This is a genomic window from Pseudidiomarina indica, from assembly GCF_900104245.1.
In the GTDB taxonomy this organism is placed as follows: Bacteria; Pseudomonadota; Gammaproteobacteria; order Enterobacterales; family Alteromonadaceae; genus Pseudidiomarina; species Pseudidiomarina indica.
Genome location: NZ_FMXN01000004.1, coordinates 31,415 through 49,142 on the forward strand (window position 1 = coordinate 31,415; position 17,728 = coordinate 49,142).

A 17,728-nucleotide genomic window follows, 5' to 3' on the forward strand; every position below is an offset into this window, starting at 1 on the left:
CTTATAGCGTTAAACTTTAGCAGCGTACAGTAACCAACCCAATGTGAATGTCGCAATCACCACCCACAAGGAGAGTGCTAGCACCAAGGGTCGCCAACCTGCGGCACGCAACCGTGCCCAAGTAATGCTGGCACCGACTAAGTATAAACAAAACACCAGCAATTGTTTTGCAGCACCGAATATCGTCTGATACACCGAGTCAAATTGAGGCATGATATAAGCACAAGCCATGGCCAAAATGTAACCAACAATAAACAGCGGTACCGTAAGCTTACGAGTGGTTGCGACACCATGATGCCACTGATAAATCCATGCTGTCACCAGCGCTAACGGAATAATCCATAACGCACGCGCAAGTTTGAGGGTGGTGGCTGTTTGCAAGGCTTCATCACCATACGCTTGCGCGGCTCCCACCACCGAGCTGGTGTCGTGAATAGCTATAGCGGCCCAGGCGCCAAAGGTTGATTGGTCCAGCTGTAACAGGTGGCCAAGCCACGGGAACACTAATAAAGCGATGGCGTTTAAAGTAAAAATACAGGCCAGTGCCAGCGCCATTTGGTCATTACGGGCATGCATGGCAGGTGCTACGGCCGCAATAGCGCTGCCCCCACAAATGGCCGTGCCCGAACCAATCAAATGGCTGGTGACGCCATCCACACGCAACCAGCGACCACCGACTAAGGCCAGTAACAAGGTCACGCCAATGCTCACCACCATGATACCAAAATAACTATGCGTCACTTGCCAGGCGACTTCTAGCTGTACGCCGAAGCCTAGCCCAACAATGGCCAACGCCAGTAAGCGCTTCACCCAAACCGCTGGCTGAGCATAATGCGGCAAGCCAATCCCATTGACCACCAGCGCCCCCAATACGAGCGCCAATGGCGCACTCACCCATGGCGTGAACGTCAGCAGGGCAACACCCCAAAAGACAATAGAAGGCAATAACTTTGGCATAAAGACTCGCTGATTCGCTCGGTGTTATAATCGATTAATGGGCAGCTTTAGGTAAATCTGACCATCCGCTGCTGGAGGTGGAAAATGCCCTGCTCTGATATTGACTTGAATGGCCGGCAAAATCAGCCTTGGCATAGTTAAGGTGGCATCACGAGCATTACGCATGGCCACAAACTCCTGTTGTGAGATGCCTGTTTTTACATGGATATTCTGGTCTCGCTGAGCCGCCACGGTGGTTTGATACTGGTAATCACGATGAGCCGGCGGGTAATCATGACAAATATAAATCTCGGTAGCGGACGGCAACGCCAATATCTGCTGGATCGATTGATACAAGGTGGCAGCATCACCCCCAGGAAAATCGCAACGCGCCGTACCAACATCAGGCATAAAGAGCGTATCTCCCACGAATACAAGCTGTTCATTCACGACAAAACAGACATCTGCCGGGGTATGCCCTGGGGTATGCATCACCCTAAACGTCATCAGACCAACCTGAAACACTTCACCGTCGGTAAATAAATGATCAAACTGATGACCGTTGGGTAAGAACTCTTTTTCTAACCCGTACACCTCTTTGAAAATGGCTTGCACCTGACGAATATTCTCACCAATACCGAGCTTGCCACCTACCTCTGCCTGCATGAAAGGTGCGGCCGATAAATGATCCGCATGAGCATGGGTTTCTAAAATCCATGCCACCTTTAACTGCTGCTGGCGGATGAAGTCCACCAGCCGTTGCGCACCCGCCGTGCTGGTACGTCCCGACTTATAGTCAAAGTCTAAAACAGGGTCGATCACCACCGCGTCCTTCTGCGTAGGCTCATACACCACATAACTAAAGGTTTCGCTGTCGGCGTCTAAAAATGCTGCTACCTGGATGGCTGTCATAACACCCTCATTGATATTATTGTTTGATCGGGGAATGTTTGCTCAGTTTACGCTGCAATGTGCGACGATGCATCCCTAAAGCCCGCGCGGTCGCTGAGATATTTCCCTCATGCGCCTGCATGACTCGCTGTATATGTTCCCATTCCAACTGAGCCGGAGTGAGTGGGTGCTCACTTACAGTAGGTATTTCCGTCTCATCCACGGCAAGACTTTGCAATAAAACCGATGTTTGAATGGGTTTGGCTAAGTAATCCGTCGCACCGGCTTTAATGGCAGCAACAGAGGTAGCGATACTGGCATAGCCCGTTAAAATCACTAAATTTGCTGGATTAAACCGCTGTTTCAACGGTTTAATTAGATCTAAACCGTTGTAATCACCAAATTTGAGGTCTAATAGAATATGATCTATCTGATTCAGAGCGAGCTGCTCCAGCTCTCCCGGAGTGGCCGCAGTATACACCCGATATCCTGAGCGCTCTAAGCGTTGGCTTAGCGCCAGCAACAGTTGAATATCGTCATCAATGATTAATACCGACTCAGTCATGATCCACCACCGGCAACGTCACTTCGGTCACAATTTCTTCGTGGTCCAGCCACCATCTTACGCGCCCACCAAATCGCTCGAGCGTGGCATAACTGAGAAATGTGCCCGCACCAACCCCCTGTTGGCTGGGTTGCAATTGTAACCCCAATTCACGCAATTGTGCTGCTTGGTGATGATTCGCATGATTCCGAATCACCAGTTGCCACTCACGCCCTGTTTGAGTTTGCTGGACAGTAGCGGCTACCTGTATTTGGCTGTCAACCACAGCAGCATCGGCCGCATTGTGCAATAAGCTCAGTAACGCGGGTAACAACGTCCGATCCGCCTCAATCCTATCGGTGGCGGGAATCTCATGATGCCAGTCAATCCGCACATCGGGGCGAGCAATCAGCATGGCATCACGTAATTGAGTGACCAACTCGGTCACAGGTAACGCCATCACCCGGTGAGCGCGCACATCTTCAGCGACTTCACGCCAATCCATCAGCAAGTTATGAACCCGTCGAATTTGTTGCTCCACACGTTGCAAGTCTTCATCGTTGGGATAGCGCTGGCGAGCATCTTCAAGCATAAACTGCATGGTTTGAATGGGGGTGGCCACTTCATGACTAAACTGAGCCGCAGCGGTGCCAATGGTCACCAACTGTTCATCTCGATGCTGCCGCAAATGCATTGCCCGCAACGCTGCCTGCTGCTTCAGGATACGCGTCCGTAGCCAATGTAAAGTCACGCCCAACAACAATGCGGCAAAGACTTGCCCGTACACCATCGCACGATAATGGGTATCCATGCCGTGCATTGTGGGTAGTGGCGCTTGCAGTTGTAACAACTGACCTACCACGCCGGCCGCCATCACACACCACGCTAAATGGAATGGGAGTAACAACATGGCCGCCGCCATCGGCACTAACACCAGCACGGCATAAGGGTTTTCTGCCGCACCATGCAGCCAGATCACGCCGTGTGCAACCACGGTGATGATGAGCAACAGAACTGTGGTCAAACTATCCCGAAATGTCACTGGATCTCACTCCATGTTAGATAGCGGCGAATACCTCTTAAGTATGCACCAGTTCAGGCAGAATTCCAGCTGCGACATTTTGTCACATCCCATTTTAAATCAATCGGTTGATAATACTCATCCTGCCATAAATAAAAGGAAAAGTGAGATGTTTATCGCCCTACCTGTGCTTCTTTCTATCGCGCCCCAAGCGCTCGAACCGGCTCCCTTAGAACGCATTGTGGTGACCGGTGCGCGCCCCCTGACAACCATCGAACTGGTGAAGGATCCGAAAGCACCGCAACAGCCCCTGCCAGCGCACGATGGAGGCGACTACCTCAAAGCGATTCCAGGGTTCTCTCTAATCCGCAAGGGCGGCACCAGCGGTGACCCAGTGTTTCGAGGTGCAGCAGGTTCGCGCCTCACCATTACCAGCGATGATCAAATGGTGTTAGGCGGGTGTAGTAGCCGCATGGATCCACCAACTGCCTATATTAACCCTCAAAACTATGACCAGATTCGCATTATCAAAGGCCCCCAAACCGTGCTTTATGGGCCGACGGCAGGGACCGTTTTGTTTGAGCGTTCCCATGATCAGGTTCGCTCTGATGAACTGCCCGGTCGAGTCAGTTTAGTGGCGGGTTCGTGGGGGCGCCGCGAGGGCAATGTCGATTATCAGGTAGGCGGCGACGTAGGTTTTTGGCGCCTAGCCGGCAGCCTCAGCGAGGCGGACCATTATCAAGATGGCGCTGGCGAGTCGGTACATAGTGCCTATCAGCGTTGGGCCATTGATACACAATGGGGTTGGACGCCTAATCATGACACCCTACTCGTTCTGTCTGTTGGCACCAGTGGCGGTGAGGCGGCTTATGCCGATCGTGGCATGGATGGCTCGTTATTTGATCGAAACAGCGCCAGTTTACGCTGGCAACAAAGCAATCTGGCACCCTGGTTGATGGAGCTCGATAGCCAAGTATATTTTGGCTATATCGACCACGTTATGGATAACTATTCGCTACGTGAGTTTACTCCCTCCATGGCCATGCCCCACCCCAGCGCCAGCAACCCCGATCGCTATTCGAGGGGCGGTCGTATGGTAGCAACCTTGGATCTGCCTTGGTTCAGCCAATTAAAACTAGGGATGGATCATCAACACCAAGTTCATCGTGACCGCAGCAGCATGAATCAATTGCAACTGCCCTACCAGCACCAACCGCGTCGTGAAACCGCCAGCGTGGCTCAATATGGGGTCTTCCTAGAAGGAAGTGTGCCGCTTACTGCCGGCCAGCAAGTGATTGGCGGGCTCCGGTGGGACCATTGGCGTGCCACTGATGAACGGGAGTTCTTAGGGATGCCGACCATGCCTCAACCAAACCCGACTGCTAATATGCGTCGTAACGATGACTTATACAGCGCCTTTGTCCGCTGGGAATACCAACACCAGCATCAACAATGGTCGGTCGGAATCGGGCGAGCGGAGCGTTTTCCCGATTTTTGGGAGTTAATTGGCAATCGTAACCAAAGCCCAACCTCAGCCAGTGCGTTTCATACCGCTCCTGAACTCACGCATCAGTTAGATATTGGTTATCACGTACGCAACGCTGAACTAGAATGGCTAGTGCATGGCTTTTATAACCGGATTGACCGTTTCATTTTAATCGAAAATGGCCAGCACCGGCAGCCGGATTTGGTGCGGAATATTGCCACCGAAAGTTGGGGCACTGAGGCCATGCTCACCTATCGCATGACGCCGCAATGGTTGCTCGATGCCACTCTTGCATACACTCACGGGAGTAACCTCAGTGATCGACGGCCACTCGCTCAGCAACCGCCCCTGGAATTAAAGTTTGGCGCAGAATATCGTCAGCACGATTGGACTTTTGCTGGCTTATGGCGAGTTGTGGCGCAACAAAATCGGGTGGCCATTGGCCAAGGCAATATTGTTGGGAATGACTTCAAGACCACCGCTGGTTTCGGGGTCCTTGCTATCAATGCCCACTGGCAAGTTGCCCCGCGGTGGCAGATTAGTTTCGGTATTGATAACCTATTAGACCATACGTACGCCGAACATTTGAGCACCGCTGGAGCAATGGTGGCAGGCTTTGAACAAACAGCACAAGTGCATGAACCTGGACGTACCTTCTGGTTAAAACTGGATTATCAGTGATAACTGGGTATAAAATTGCCACCTTTCTGACAACTTGATGAGAATTGGAATTAACTATGGGTCGCGCGTATCAAAACCGAAAAGAGTCCATCGCCAAAACGGCGGCTGCAAAAAGTAAAGTTTACAGCAAGTATGGTCGCCAAATTTATGTTGTTGCGAAGCAAGGTGGTGTAGACCCCAATGCCAACCTCCAATTGCGAAGCCTGATTGAAAACGCCAAAAAAGATCAGGTCCCTGCCCACGTCATTGATAAAGCCATTGATAAAGCCAAGGGAGGTGCTGGCGAAGACTATGCACAGGCGTTGTACGAAGGGTTTGGCCCCGGTAACTGCATGGTGTTGGTGGACGCTCTGACCGATAACCCCAACCGTACCATTGGTGAAGTGCGTAACTGCTTTACCAAAACCAAATGCAAATTGGGCGCACCCGGCAGTGTGTCACACATGTTTGATCACTGTGTGATTCTAAAGTTTGCTGGGGACGACGAAGATGCGGTGTTAGAAGCTTTAATGCTGGCCGATGTGGATGTAACCGACATTGAATCAGAAGATGGCTTCATCACCGTGTTCGCGCCTCATACCGAATCGCATAAGGCAAAAGTCGCATTGCAAGAAGCCTTTGCTGATATCGAGTTTGAGGTGGACGAGGTGCAATACTTACCACAGTTGATGACTGACCTGAGTGGCGACGATATCGCCCAAATGGAAAAGCTTATCGACATGCTCAACGACTGTGATGATGTCCAGAACATTTATCACAACGCCCAGTGGTAAGCAGCTAAGGCAGTCACTAAAAAAGGCGAGGTTCCCCCTCGCCTTTTTTCATCAACAACCGCTGACATTATTGGGCCGAACCCAACAAATCTAGAATAAACGCATACTCTTCAGCAACATCTTTAACCCGTGAGAAACGGCCACTGCTTCCCCCATGACCCGCGGTCATGTTGGTTTTAAACAACAATGGATTGGCATCGGTTTTATGCGTCCGCAATTTCGCTACCCATTTTGCCGGCTCAAAGTATTGCACTTGTGAATCATGTAACCCCGTGGTGACCAGCAACGCAGGGTAATCTTGTTCCTGTAACTGGTCGTACGGCGAGTATGACAAAATGTAGTCATAGTAGGGCTGTAGCTTGGGGTTGCCCCACTCATCAAACTCATTGGTGGTAAGCGGAATGCTTTCATCCAACATGGTTGTGACCACATCCACAAAGGGCACATGCGCCACTAACCCACGGTATAGCTCAGGTGCCATGTTGGCCACAGCCCCCATCAATAAGCCACCAGCGCTGCCACCCATGCCAAACACCTTATCGGGGTGCGCATAACCACTTTCGACCAAGTGCTTGGTCACCGCAATGTAGTCAGTAAACGTATTTATTTTATTCAATAACTTGCCATCTTCGTACCAATGGCGCCCCATCTCTTGTCCACCCCGAATGTGAGCGATGGCGTACACAAAGCCGCGATCGACCAAGCTAAATACCGACGAGCGGAAACTCGGTTCGCTACTGCTGCCATAAGACCCGTAGGCATATTGATATAAAGGCGCACTGCCATCCTGACGTAGTCCTTTTTTATACAACAAAGAGACAGGGATTTTCGTGCCATCGGTAGCCGTCGCCCAAGTGCGTTCGGTGGTATATAAACTGGCATCAAAGTTAGGAACTGGTTGCCGTTTTAGCACCTCACGCTCCCCGGTTGCCATGTCGTAGGCATAGACCGTCGCTGGCGTGATAAGCGAGCTGTAGGTGTAACGTAGAATCGTGGTGTCTTGTTGGACGTTCCGTTCAAAATAAGTCACGTACACCGGCTCATCGGACGTAATCACTTGCGATTTTTCTGGATGCCCCCACCGCATGACACGAATCTGCCGTAACCCATCCACGCGCTCTTGAATGGCCAAATAATCGGCAAAAACTTCAAAGTCCTGAATTAAGACATCCTCACGATGCTCAATCAGCGGCTGCCAGCGACTTTTATCGCCAATTTGGTCATGGGCAACCGTCATGATCTGATAATTAGGCGCATTCAAGTCCGTTAAAATAATCCAACGACCTTGAATGTGATCGGCAACATATTGGAAATCACGCTCGCGCGGTGCCAATAACCGGAACTCACCATTGGGCGTATCCGCGTCAAGCACTCGCACTTCAGTCGACACCGTTTGGTCTAAGTGAATTTGGATGTATTCCCCATCTGTGGTGTTGTTCACCCACATGTAGAAGGTGTTATCCGTTTCCTCATAAACCAATTCAGCCGTTTCCGGCGCACTGCCAATTTCGTATTTCAATACCCGTGTGGATAACAGCGTTTGTGGATCATTTTCGATCACAAATACGGTTTTGTTGTCTTTCGCCCAAGCAATCGCTGGCGAAAGCCCGGTTAAGGTTTCCACATAATCTTGCCCCGTGGTTAAATCACGAATTCTCAGTTCATACTGACGACGCCCAGTGGTATCCACCATGTAAGCCAATAGCTGTTGATTGGGGCTCACTGACAAGTTGGTGACATTCATGTAGCTGTGGCCGAGCGCCAGCTCATTGACGTCCACCAGCACTTGCACCTGACCGGTTGCATCAGCGCGAACATGAATTGGATATTCTTTGCCCGCTTCATATTGCACCGAATAGAGATAATCACCTTTTTGATAAGGCACCGAGGTATCATCTTGTTGAATACGCCCAATCAATTCGGCCTCAATAGTGGCTGTGGTTGCTGCATAACCTGCCCGATACGCATCGTAATACTCGTTTTCAGCGGTTAAATAGGCAATCACATCGGGGTCGGCACGCTCATCATCCCGCAACCAATAATACGGGTCGGCACGGTCACCATGGGGCGACTCAACAATAAACGGGCGCTGCTCCGCCACGGGAGCAGGTGGCAACGCCCCCGCCGATTGCTCTGGGGTGACGGTACCGGTACATCCCGCTAACCAAATCACAGGAAGGGTTAAACAACTGAACGCAATTTTATTTTTATAAGCCATCATTTCATTCCAATTACAAAGATAGCTCACACTATACGGAGCAAATCAAAATACACAATAACCCCATGAATTTTGTCGTTACTCTTATTAGAAAAATAGCGTAAAATCGCCGATTGAAAAACAAATAGTTAACAATTAAGATTGCCGAGCACTATAAGGCACGTTCATCGCAAATCAGATTACATGTCTGACCAGTTATGTCACAGTCATCATTCAGACAAATCTCATTGCGAGTGTTAGGGGGATGGATGCCTAAGTTTTTATCACTATTGCTTGTGGTTCTAAGCTGTGGAGTCGGTTCACTCACTGCGGTGGCCTCGTCACATGGGAAGATGGACCAAGCCATCGAAGCGCAACTGGATCACATCCTCAATCAATCGAATGGCCCTGAAACACTGCAACAGTTGCAGCAATTAACAGCAGAGCTCAGTGAGGCGACCCCCTTCCTGACCCGAATTCGAGCCCTGAACTATTTAGCCATTGAATACGCCCGCGTACGGCAATTCGACGCCGCTTGGAACGTACTCAATGGCGTTCGTGAATTGGCAGACAATAGTGCTTCTACCGATGCGATTACCGAAACAGAAGCCACCGCCTTGCTGCTGTATACCTTGCAAGGAAAAACCTCAGCCGCATTAACTCACATTAATACCGCATTATTGCTCAGCGACGATGTTCAGGTTCCGCGCATTCGCTATTTCGCCCATAGTATGGCGGCGTTCATCTACCAGCACCGTAGTCAATTTGATGCCGCTCTTGAACACTATATTCATGCGGCCGATGCAATTTCGACCACCCATGATTCGCGCACACTGATTCGTTTGCTTGCTACCAAGCAGCAAATTGCCAGCTTATACGGTCAACAAAAAAATTATGAATTGGCGCTCGAGCAACTCGATGATACGGAACGTCTCGCAATCAAAAATAACCTCATGGACATGTTCGGGCATACCCTCTACCTCGAGCGTGCTTATGTTGAGGTGATGCGGCAGAATTATGATGCCGCACTGGCGCATTACGACACCTTACGCACACAACTGCGGCAACAACCACAGCATACGGCCTATTATCTGACGGTGCTCAATAACATGGGCGACGTGAAGATTCGTACCGGTCATTATGAAGACGCCCACAAGATTCTCACCGAAGCTTATGAACTGGCGCAATTGCATCCCGATCTGTTAAATCCAGAAGTGATTTTATTTAACTTAAGCTATGTGGATATCTTTTTGGGGCATGAAGAGCAAGGTCTAGCAGCGATGCAGCAAATTGTGACTAATGCTGAAACCTCATTACCCGTGGTGCAGTATGAAAGCCTGCTGGGCGAGTACGCCGATGCATTGACCCATTTAGGGCGCCACGCAGAAGCCATTGAAGTGCTTTTGAAACAGCGCGAGCTGCGGGAACAAGTCTATCGCAGTGATCAACAAGCTAGCATGGCAGAGCTGCAAAACTTGTATGACAGCAAAGACAAAGCTTTACAAATCGAGTTGTTGTCACAAAAAAATGAACTGAATCAACAGCTGATTGAAAACGCCAGTCAAAAGCGCACCATTTTAAAACTGATGATTGCCCTCACCTCGTTTGCGGTGATTTTGGTGATTGTGCTGTATCGTTCAGCTTACCGTAATAACCGCGAGCTGCGTGTCGCGAACAGTCGCTTAGCAGAACAATCAGCCCGTGACCCGCTCACTGGATTGCTAAATCGACGAGCGTTACAACACGCTATACGCCAGCCAACTCATGGCCGTCAAGATGCGATGTTATTGCTCGATGTGGACCACTTCAAACGCATCAATGACCACTTGGGCCACGCCGCCGGTGATGAAGTGCTGATGGAAGTCTCACGACGGTTGATTAAAGCATCCCGGGATTCTGATTTAGTAGTACGCTGGGGCGGTGAAGAATTTCTGATTTACCTGGTGAATATCGACCCAGATAAGCTCCCGGTTATGGCGCAGCGCATTCTCGATGCCATTGCTTCAACACCGATTTCATTGGAGCAACAAGACATCAACGTTACAGCCACCATTGGCTTCATTAATTACCCACTGGCGGTGACTGGTGACCAATCAATCAACTGGGAACGAACCATTCAGCTCGCCGATTTAGTGCTTTATGCAGGGAAAGTGCATGGTCGCAACCAAGCCTGGGGCATCATGGCACTCAATCAACCTTTTGCCGACATCCAGCAACTGCTTGAAACTGATTTACCGGCAGCTATCGAGCAAGGGGCGCTAGACGTCACCATTTTGCATGGCCCGAAAGCCTCGTAAGTTCCGCTAATAAAAAAGGCTGAGTGATATCCACTCAGCCTTTTAATGTGTGCTAGCAATAAACGCTTATTGCAACGGTAATTCTTTCACACCCATATTCCACAGGGTGAAACCATAAATATCCGCCGCTTGGTCGATGATTTTAGAAACTGGCGTTCCTGCACCATGCCCTGCGTTTACTTCCACGCGAATCAACTGTGGATTTGACCCACCTGCTTTGGCTTGGAGTTCTGCCGCAAACTTGAACGAGTGTGCTGGCACCACGCGGTCATCATGGTCACCCGTGGTGATCATGGTCGCTGGGTAAGCAACTCCTGGCTTCACGTTATGAACCGGTGAGTAGCCATACAAGTACTCGAACATTTCCTTGCTATCGTCTGCAGTACCGTAGTCATACGCCCAACCAGCACCAGCCGTGAAGGTGTGATAGCGCAACATATCCAATACCCCAACCGCAGGCAGTGCAACTTTCATCAAGTCAGGACGTTGCGTCATGACCGCACCCACCAGCAGGCCACCATTCGAACCACCACGAATAGCTAGGGTTTCGTTTGACGCATAACCCGCATCAATCAAGTACTCGGCGGCAGCGATAAAGTCATCAAACACATTTTGTTTCTGCATTTGAGTCCCTGCAATATGCCACGCTTTCCCGTATTCACCGCCACCACGCAAGTTGGCAACCGCGTACACACCACCCAGCTCAAGCCACATTGCATTGCTCATGCTGAATGACGGCATCAGGCTAATGTTGAAGCCACCGTAACCATACAGAATGGTTGGGTTGGTGCCATCCAGCTCAATGCCTTTTTTGTAGGTAATGATCATGGGCACACGGGTGCCATCTTTGGAGGTATAGAATACTTGCTTTGATTCATACGCAGAACTGTCAAATTGTGCTTTTGACTCAGCGTACACCGATGACTCACCCGATTTCGGGTCAAATGCGTAAATCGTGCCTGGCGTGCTGTAGTTGGTGAAGGTGTAATAGACCACCTCATCAGAGCGCTTGCCACTGAAGCCGCCTACGCTGCCGACGCCCGGTAATTCAATATGACGTACGCGGGTACCGTCGTAGCTGTATTGCTCTACTTTGGCAATCGCATCCACCATGTACTCAGCGTAAATGTAGCCAGCACCAGTAGAAGGGCTTAACACGTGCTCGGTTTCAGCAATAAAGTCGCGCCAGTTTTCTGGCGTTGGATTGCTCGCATCAACCGTCACAACACGCTTATTTGGCGCATCCAAGTTCGTGACTAAGTATAAGGTGCTGCCACGATTATCCAGCACATAGGTATCGGAATCCACGTGATCTACAATGGTGACTAACTCACTATCTGGCTTGGTTAAGTCTTTAATAAACAACTTGTTGCCAGAAGTTGAGACCGCGGCAGTAATGATCAGGTAACGGTCATCGCTGGTAACGGAGCCGCCGACATAACGATGCTTTTCCGCCTCAGTGCCACCGAATACCACCACGTCATCTGCCTGAGCAGTGCCCAGCTTGTGATAGTACAGCTTATGTTGATCCGTCATGGCCGATAATTCACTGCCTTCCGGCTTATCATAGCTGGAGTAGTAAAAACCTTCATTGCCGTACCAAGAAATGCCACTGAACTTAACGTCCACCAGCGTTGGTTCAAGCTGCTGTTTGGTTTCGACATCAATGACGATGATCTTCCGCCAATCACTCCCACCCTCTGAAATGGCATAAGCAGCCAACGAGCCATCACGAGAGAAGCTTAAGCTCGCCAATGAGGTGGTACCATCTTCACTAAAGGTGTTAGGGTCTAGGAAAACTTCGGTATTTCCCTCAGCATCGGTGCGATACACCACATACTGGTTTTGCAAGCCGTCGTTTTTGTAAAAGTAGGTGTACTTGCCCTCTTTAAACGGTGCGCCTAATTTTTCGTAATTCCATAATTCAGCCAACCGATCTTTAATTTGTTGGCGATACGGGATTTGCTCTAAGTAGCTAAAAGTTAATTCATTTTGCGCTTTCACCCAGTTTTCGGTGGCAGCAGAACGATCATCTTCTAACCAGCGGTACGGGTCTGCAACCACAGTCCCAAAGTATTCATCGGTAACGTGACCACGCTCAGTGACCGGATAGTTGTATTGGCTATCCACGACGGCCTCCGTTTGCTGATGTGAGGAGCATGCGCCTAAAAGCGCAACGCTCGCCACGACTGCTAAATATCTCATGAATGGTTTCACTCCCCTGATTAAGTTCATGTTAAGCTAGTTATTCAATCGCCATTGAGATTACCAAAATGAAACGAGTCATTCAGTATTTATTCAAAGGATTAACGATTTTATTGCCTTTGATCGTCACGCTTGCTCTCGTCTATTGGCTGCTGGTGACTATTGAAGCATGGCTGCGTCCCTTCTGGGAAGCAATTTTGGGTGCCGAGTATTACATTCCCGGCTTAGCCCTCGCGAGCTTCATGCTCATTGCGATACTCATTGGGTTCAGTGCCCGCTGGCGCGTCATTAATTATCTCTGGGCATTACCAGGTCGGATTATGGAACGGATGCCAGTGCTACGAAGCCTGTATAGCACCATCAACGATGCTTTTGATCTCATGTCCGGCAAAAGCTTTGCGGAAGAATCGGTGGTGATGGTCACCTTGCCGGGTGCCGAAGTCAAACTCATCGGTATCGTGACCAAAAAGCCGGGGCTCGGTGATGATCGACTGTCATCATTGTTAGCGGAAGACCACCTTGCAGTCTTCTTACCGATGGCTTATAACGTCGGCGGCTATATGGTGATTGTCCCACGCAGCTGTGTGGAACCCCTAGAAATGTCCCCCGCAGAGGCCATGCAACTGACCATGAGCGGCGGGCTAAGTAAAAGCCAGCAACCGACTAAATAATTAATGCAATTGGAGCACTCATGCCGTACCTACCTTGTGTTGAAATCGAACCTCAATCCCCCGCCACACATGCGGTTATCTGGCTGCACGGGCTGGGTGCCGATGGCAATGATTTTGCCCCATTAGTACCGCATTTGACGCCTCCTGCGGCGGTCCGTTTTGTGTTCCCTCATGCCCCCCAATTACCGGTGACAGTGAATGGCGGAATGCGGATGCCCGCATGGTATGACATTTTAAGTATGAGCATTGAACGCGAAGTGGATGAGCAGCAATTACGTGCGTCAGCAGCGGCAGTGCATGATTTAATTCAACGGGAAATTGAGCGAGGCATCCCCGCCGCGAACATTCTTATTGCAGGATTTTCACAAGGGGGTGCAGTGGCCTATGAAGCTGCCTTAACCTACCCGCAACGCTTAGCTGGGGTGTTGGCACTGTCTACTTATTTGGCGACTCATACCAGCATTCAACCTCACGCTGCGAATGCCGATGTGCCGGTATTAGTGCAGCACGGTACCCAGGATCCAGTTGTCCCAGAAAGCTTAGGTCAGCACGCATATCAGTGGTTGTTAGCGCGCAACTACCCTGCTCAGTACCAGACATTTGCCATGCAGCACCAAGTATGTGGTGAACAAGTGCAGGCGATGAATCAATGGTTTCAACAGGTTCTTGCTTAATCAGCAAGAACCTGAAGCTGTTCAGCCCATTGTTCGACCCATGTCATGGCGGTATCACGATTGGGGGTACGAACGTTGACATGGCCGACCTTACGACCAGGGCGAGGTTCTTTGTTGTACCAGAAGCACTCAACATCGGGGTGACGCCAAAGTGCATCCGGAATTTGTGCTGCGCCAATCACGTTCAACATCAAGGTTGGCTCTAACCGCAATAACGGTAGCGGCATATTCGTTAACGCACGAATATGAAGGTCGAACTGACTGCAATTGGCACCGGTCATGGTCCAATGCCCTGAGTTATGAACGCGCGGTGCAATCTCATTCACCAGCAATTGCACGTCCGAGCCGTCCACCACTACGAAAAACTCGATGGCTAACACACCCACATATTGCAGAGCTTCGGTGAGTTTCCGAAAGCTTGCTTCTGCTTGTTGTTGTAGGGCATCAGTCACCACATCCATGGCACCTAAGCTATAACTTAAAATGCCGCGGTCGTGCACATTGGTCACTAACGGATAACAGCAAATACTGCCATCTTGGTTGCGTGCACCAACGAGTGACACTTCTCGCTTAAACGGAATCAACTGTTCCACAATGCCAGGAACTTGTCCGGCTTGCTGGGCCAGTTCATGGGGATCGGTCGCCATGGTATAGCGCCATTGTCCCTTGCCATCATAGCCTCCCCGTGCCGCTTTAATCACCAACGGTTGCTCCGCTTGAACTAAAATCTGCTCCAGTTCAGCCGCTGTGGTGAAAGCCTGCCAGGGGGATGTGGGTACACCACACTCGTCGAATAAGGATTTTTCATCGCGCCGATCGGTTAAGCGCTGAATGCGCTCCGGATCCATCAAAAATTTGGCGCGGGCAGCGGTCATAATATCGGCCGGGATAGCTTCGTGTTCCCAGCTCACCACATCAGCCCACTCAATGGCTTGCGTCAGTTTATGAGGTAAATCTAGCTGCGCAGATAAGGGTTTAACGGTGTTGGTGCGCGTACTGAATAACAGGCATTCGTGACCATGACGGGTCGCACTGGCGCCCAGCATTTGGCCTAATTGACCATCACCAATAAACAGAATCTTCATGATTCAGGCAGCTCGAGTTCTGGGCCGTTCATGACGGCATCACGCTGTTGCGTACGAAATGCAACCACGCGTTCCCGCACTGAGGCATCGAAGGAACCGATAATTTGTGCAGCGAGTAAACCTGCGTTTGCAGCACCCGCTGCGCCAATCGCCATAGTTCCCACGGCCACGCCTTTGGGCATTTGTACGATGGATAACAGGCTATCTAGCCCTTTTAAGTGTTGGCTTGGCACCGGCACACCCAGTACAGGGATCGCGGTAAATGCTGCTAACATGCCTGGCAAGTGAGCTGCACCCCCTGCCCCCGCAATGACCACCGGCACGCCATCGCGCTCGGCTTGCACCATTGTGCTCTTCAATAAATCTGGGGTACGGTGGGCTGAAACCACTTCTGCACGCCACGCAATTCCCAAATCCTTTAGCATTTGGGCAGCATTTTGCATGATGGGCCAATCGGACTGTGAACCCATTAAAATCAACACAGGTGCCATGATGAATGCTCCATTTTTCAAAGGAGCGAATTGTAGCTAGGAGACCGCTGCGGTGCAAATTTATTGTACAATTGCTCGCCCTTTGACCACCTGATTGCGTCCTTTTCGCTTGGCTTCGAGCAACGCAAGATCGGCCACACTAATCCATTCTGACCAACTTTGCTCGCCACGCAACTGGGCCACACCGAGGCTAACCGTGAGCTGCGACGTGGCGTCTTTTCCCTCAAACGGCCGCTCCGCCACTGCTAAACGGATTTTTTCTGCAACGGTCAATGCTTCGGCGAAAGCCGTTTCAGGCAGTGCCACTAAAAACTCTTCACCTCCCACTCGAAACACATGGTCGTTCACTCGTAACGTTGCTTGCAGGCGTGTCGCTAATTGCTTCAGCATTTGATCACCGTACAAATGACCATGGGTGTCGTTCACTTGTTTAAAGTGGTCGATATCGAGCAGGATAAGGCTGGCAGGCCGCTGATAGCGGCGGAAATTGTGAATTAACCGGCTTAATACATCGTTCACCTGATGACGGTTTTGCAAGCCCGTTAAGGTGTCGGTCACCACTAAGCGGTGCAATAACTGTTGCAAGCGCCCGATGGTGGTGGTGAACACACTTCCTAATACTAAAATAATCAGCAGTGCTGCCATCATGCGCCACGCATGCTCCAGTGGCAGGACTAGGAATCCAGCAATGCTGACCACTAGCGTGGCCACACTGGCCACCGCGATCGCAACCCAACCTTTGAATAAAAAGTAACTGATAGCGAGTAGTGGAAACACCCAATAAACCGCAAGGGTGCCATGATATTGCAGTAATGAAATCACCAAGGCACTGAGCAGCAGCACAATACTGAAGCGACATGATTCCGGCATCGGGCGCCGCCAATACAACGCGGCGAGTACCAACAATACCGCGCCCACTACGACAAAGACGATGGCTTGCCGTAAATGGCCGGTCCAAAATCCCGGCACTGCCAGTAACAACGAGGCGATCCCCACGGCAATCACCATGTTACGAGGCATCACCCCCTGAAAGTCATCCATCATTCCATTGACTGTGGTTCTCGCCATAGCCTTGCACCCTGCTTCCCAAAATTACAAATGGATATTTTTCGTTCAAATTAACTGCAACTCGTAGGAATAGCAACTTGTTTACGGCATAATAAATGCTATCGAAAGCGAAGGAGTGATCGTAATGTTGATGAAAGCTGACCAAAGTTTATTGGTAATTATTGATGTGCAAACCAAATTAGCGCCTGTGATTCATCAAAGCGATAAGCTCATCGCTCGCATGCGCTGGCTGGGTGAAATTGCCAATGAATTGGACGTGCCGGTGCTGGTCACCGAGCAGTATCCTAAAGGGCTCGGCATTAGCGTGGATGATTTGGAAGGCGTCATTACCAATGCCCAGGTCATCGAAAAAATGCACTTCAGTGCGGTGCAAGAACCCAACTTCATGACCGCGATGACCGATATCAATCGGCCGCAAATTCTATTGATGGGGATGGAAGCGCACGTTTGTATCTTACAAACAGCACTGGATTTATTAGCCGATGACTACCAAGTATTTGTGGTTGAGGATGCGGTTGGATCACGTCGTGATAGCGATAAACAAGCAGCGCTCAAACGCTTACGTCAAGCGGGTGCGGTGATTGTGTCAACAGAAATGGCTGCCTATGAGTGGTTATTTAAATCAGGCACCGATCAATTCCGCCATATCACCAAAAACTGGATTCGTGGTTAAATATTCTGCAAAAGTTAACCAAACTTTAATTGACA

Annotated in this window: 15 protein-coding genes; 6 read left to right on the plus strand and 9 right to left on the minus strand. The window is 50.2% G+C overall.

Annotated elements, in window-relative coordinates; translation table 11 throughout:
* Positions 1-9: 9 nt before the first annotated feature.
* The 4 genes from BLP64_RS04525 to BLP64_RS04540 are packed head-to-tail and all read right to left on the minus strand — an operon-like array spanning position 10 to position 3,413.
* Positions 10-957 carry a YeiH family protein gene (locus BLP64_RS04525; protein WP_092592202.1) on the minus strand — a complete coding sequence of 316 codons (948 nt, stop codon included), beginning with the start codon at positions 955-957 and terminating at the stop codon, positions 10-12.
* A 24-nt stretch (positions 958-981) separates the two neighbouring features.
* Positions 982-1,848 (minus strand): MBL fold metallo-hydrolase, encoded by an 867-nt coding sequence (locus BLP64_RS04530; RefSeq protein WP_092592204.1) that lies wholly within the window; start codon positions 1,846-1,848, stop codon positions 982-984.
* Between the two features lie 16 nt (positions 1,849-1,864).
* Positions 1,865-2,392: a response regulator transcription factor gene (locus tag BLP64_RS04535; protein ID WP_092592206.1), complete on the minus strand. Its 528-nt coding sequence runs from the start codon at positions 2,390-2,392 to the stop codon at positions 1,865-1,867.
* Positions 2,385-3,413, minus strand: coding sequence for an ATP-binding protein (locus BLP64_RS04540; RefSeq protein ID WP_143001069.1), 1,029 nt, complete (start codon positions 3,411-3,413; stop codon positions 2,385-2,387). The genes BLP64_RS04535 and BLP64_RS04540 overlap by 8 nt, the downstream gene beginning before the upstream one ends.
* Before the next feature lie 148 nt (positions 3,414-3,561).
* Between BLP64_RS04540 and BLP64_RS04545 the strand changes: the two genes are divergently transcribed.
* Both BLP64_RS04545 and BLP64_RS04550 read left to right on the plus strand, forming a co-directional pair.
* On the plus strand, positions 3,562-5,559 hold the full coding sequence (locus BLP64_RS04545) for a TonB-dependent copper receptor (protein WP_176754919.1): 1,998 nt from the start codon (positions 3,562-3,564) through the stop codon (positions 5,557-5,559).
* A gap of 56 nt (positions 5,560-5,615) precedes the next feature.
* Positions 5,616-6,332, plus strand: coding sequence for a YebC/PmpR family DNA-binding transcriptional regulator (locus tag BLP64_RS04550; RefSeq protein ID WP_092592212.1), 717 nt, complete (start codon positions 5,616-5,618; stop codon positions 6,330-6,332).
* Positions 6,333-6,399: 67 nt separating this feature from the next.
* Here BLP64_RS04550 and BLP64_RS04555 read toward each other — a convergent pair whose 3' ends face one another.
* Complete coding sequence (locus BLP64_RS04555) at positions 6,400-8,553, minus strand: S9 family peptidase (RefSeq protein ID WP_233340105.1); 2,154 nt, start codon at positions 8,551-8,553, stop codon at positions 6,400-6,402.
* A 245-nt stretch (positions 8,554-8,798) separates the two neighbouring features.
* Here BLP64_RS04555 and BLP64_RS04560 point away from each other — a divergent pair, with 245 nt between their 5' ends.
* Entirely contained in the window at positions 8,799-10,826 is a 2,028-nt protein-coding gene (locus BLP64_RS04560) for a tetratricopeptide repeat-containing diguanylate cyclase (RefSeq protein ID WP_176754920.1), read from the plus strand.
* Between the two features lie 66 nt (positions 10,827-10,892).
* On the opposite strand, the gene BLP64_RS04565 is transcribed toward BLP64_RS04560, so the two are convergent.
* On the minus strand, positions 10,893-13,031 hold the full coding sequence (locus BLP64_RS04565) for a prolyl oligopeptidase family serine peptidase (protein ID WP_092592218.1): 2,139 nt from the start codon (positions 13,029-13,031) through the stop codon (positions 10,893-10,895).
* 68 nt (positions 13,032-13,099) lie between these two features.
* Here BLP64_RS04565 and BLP64_RS04570 point away from each other — a divergent pair, with 68 nt between their 5' ends.
* The gene (locus BLP64_RS04570; protein ID WP_092592220.1) at positions 13,100-13,702 is read left to right on the plus strand and encodes a DUF502 domain-containing protein; all 603 of its coding nucleotides are present in this window, start codon (positions 13,100-13,102) and stop codon (positions 13,700-13,702) included.
* Between the two features lie 20 nt (positions 13,703-13,722).
* Positions 13,723-14,376: an alpha/beta hydrolase gene (locus BLP64_RS04575; RefSeq protein WP_092592222.1), complete on the plus strand. Its 654-nt coding sequence runs from the start codon at positions 13,723-13,725 to the stop codon at positions 14,374-14,376.
* Here the strand turns inward: BLP64_RS04575 and BLP64_RS04580 are convergent.
* Genes BLP64_RS04580 through BLP64_RS04590 form a run of 3 tightly spaced genes read right to left on the minus strand, consistent with a single transcriptional unit; the run spans position 14,373 to position 17,020 of the window.
* On the minus strand, positions 14,373-15,461 hold the full coding sequence (locus BLP64_RS04580; protein WP_092592224.1) for a 5-(carboxyamino)imidazole ribonucleotide synthase: 1,089 nt from the start codon (positions 15,459-15,461) through the stop codon (positions 14,373-14,375). The two genes, BLP64_RS04575 and BLP64_RS04580, sit on opposite strands and share 4 nt — an antisense overlap.
* Positions 15,458-15,952 (minus strand): 5-(carboxyamino)imidazole ribonucleotide mutase, encoded by a 495-nt coding sequence (gene purE, locus BLP64_RS04585; RefSeq protein ID WP_092592226.1) that lies wholly within the window; start codon positions 15,950-15,952, stop codon positions 15,458-15,460. Before purE ends, BLP64_RS04580 begins: the two co-directional genes overlap by 4 nt.
* A 60-nt stretch (positions 15,953-16,012) precedes the next feature.
* Entirely contained in the window at positions 16,013-17,020 is a 1,008-nt protein-coding gene (locus BLP64_RS04590) for a GGDEF domain-containing protein (protein ID WP_092592228.1), read from the minus strand.
* 124 nt (positions 17,021-17,144) lie between these two features.
* On the opposite strand from BLP64_RS04590, the gene BLP64_RS04595 reads away from it, so the two are divergent.
* Positions 17,145-17,693 carry a hydrolase gene (locus BLP64_RS04595; protein WP_092592230.1) on the plus strand — a complete coding sequence of 183 codons (549 nt, stop codon included), beginning with the start codon at positions 17,145-17,147 and terminating at the stop codon, positions 17,691-17,693.
* Positions 17,694-17,728: the final 35 nt, after the last annotated feature.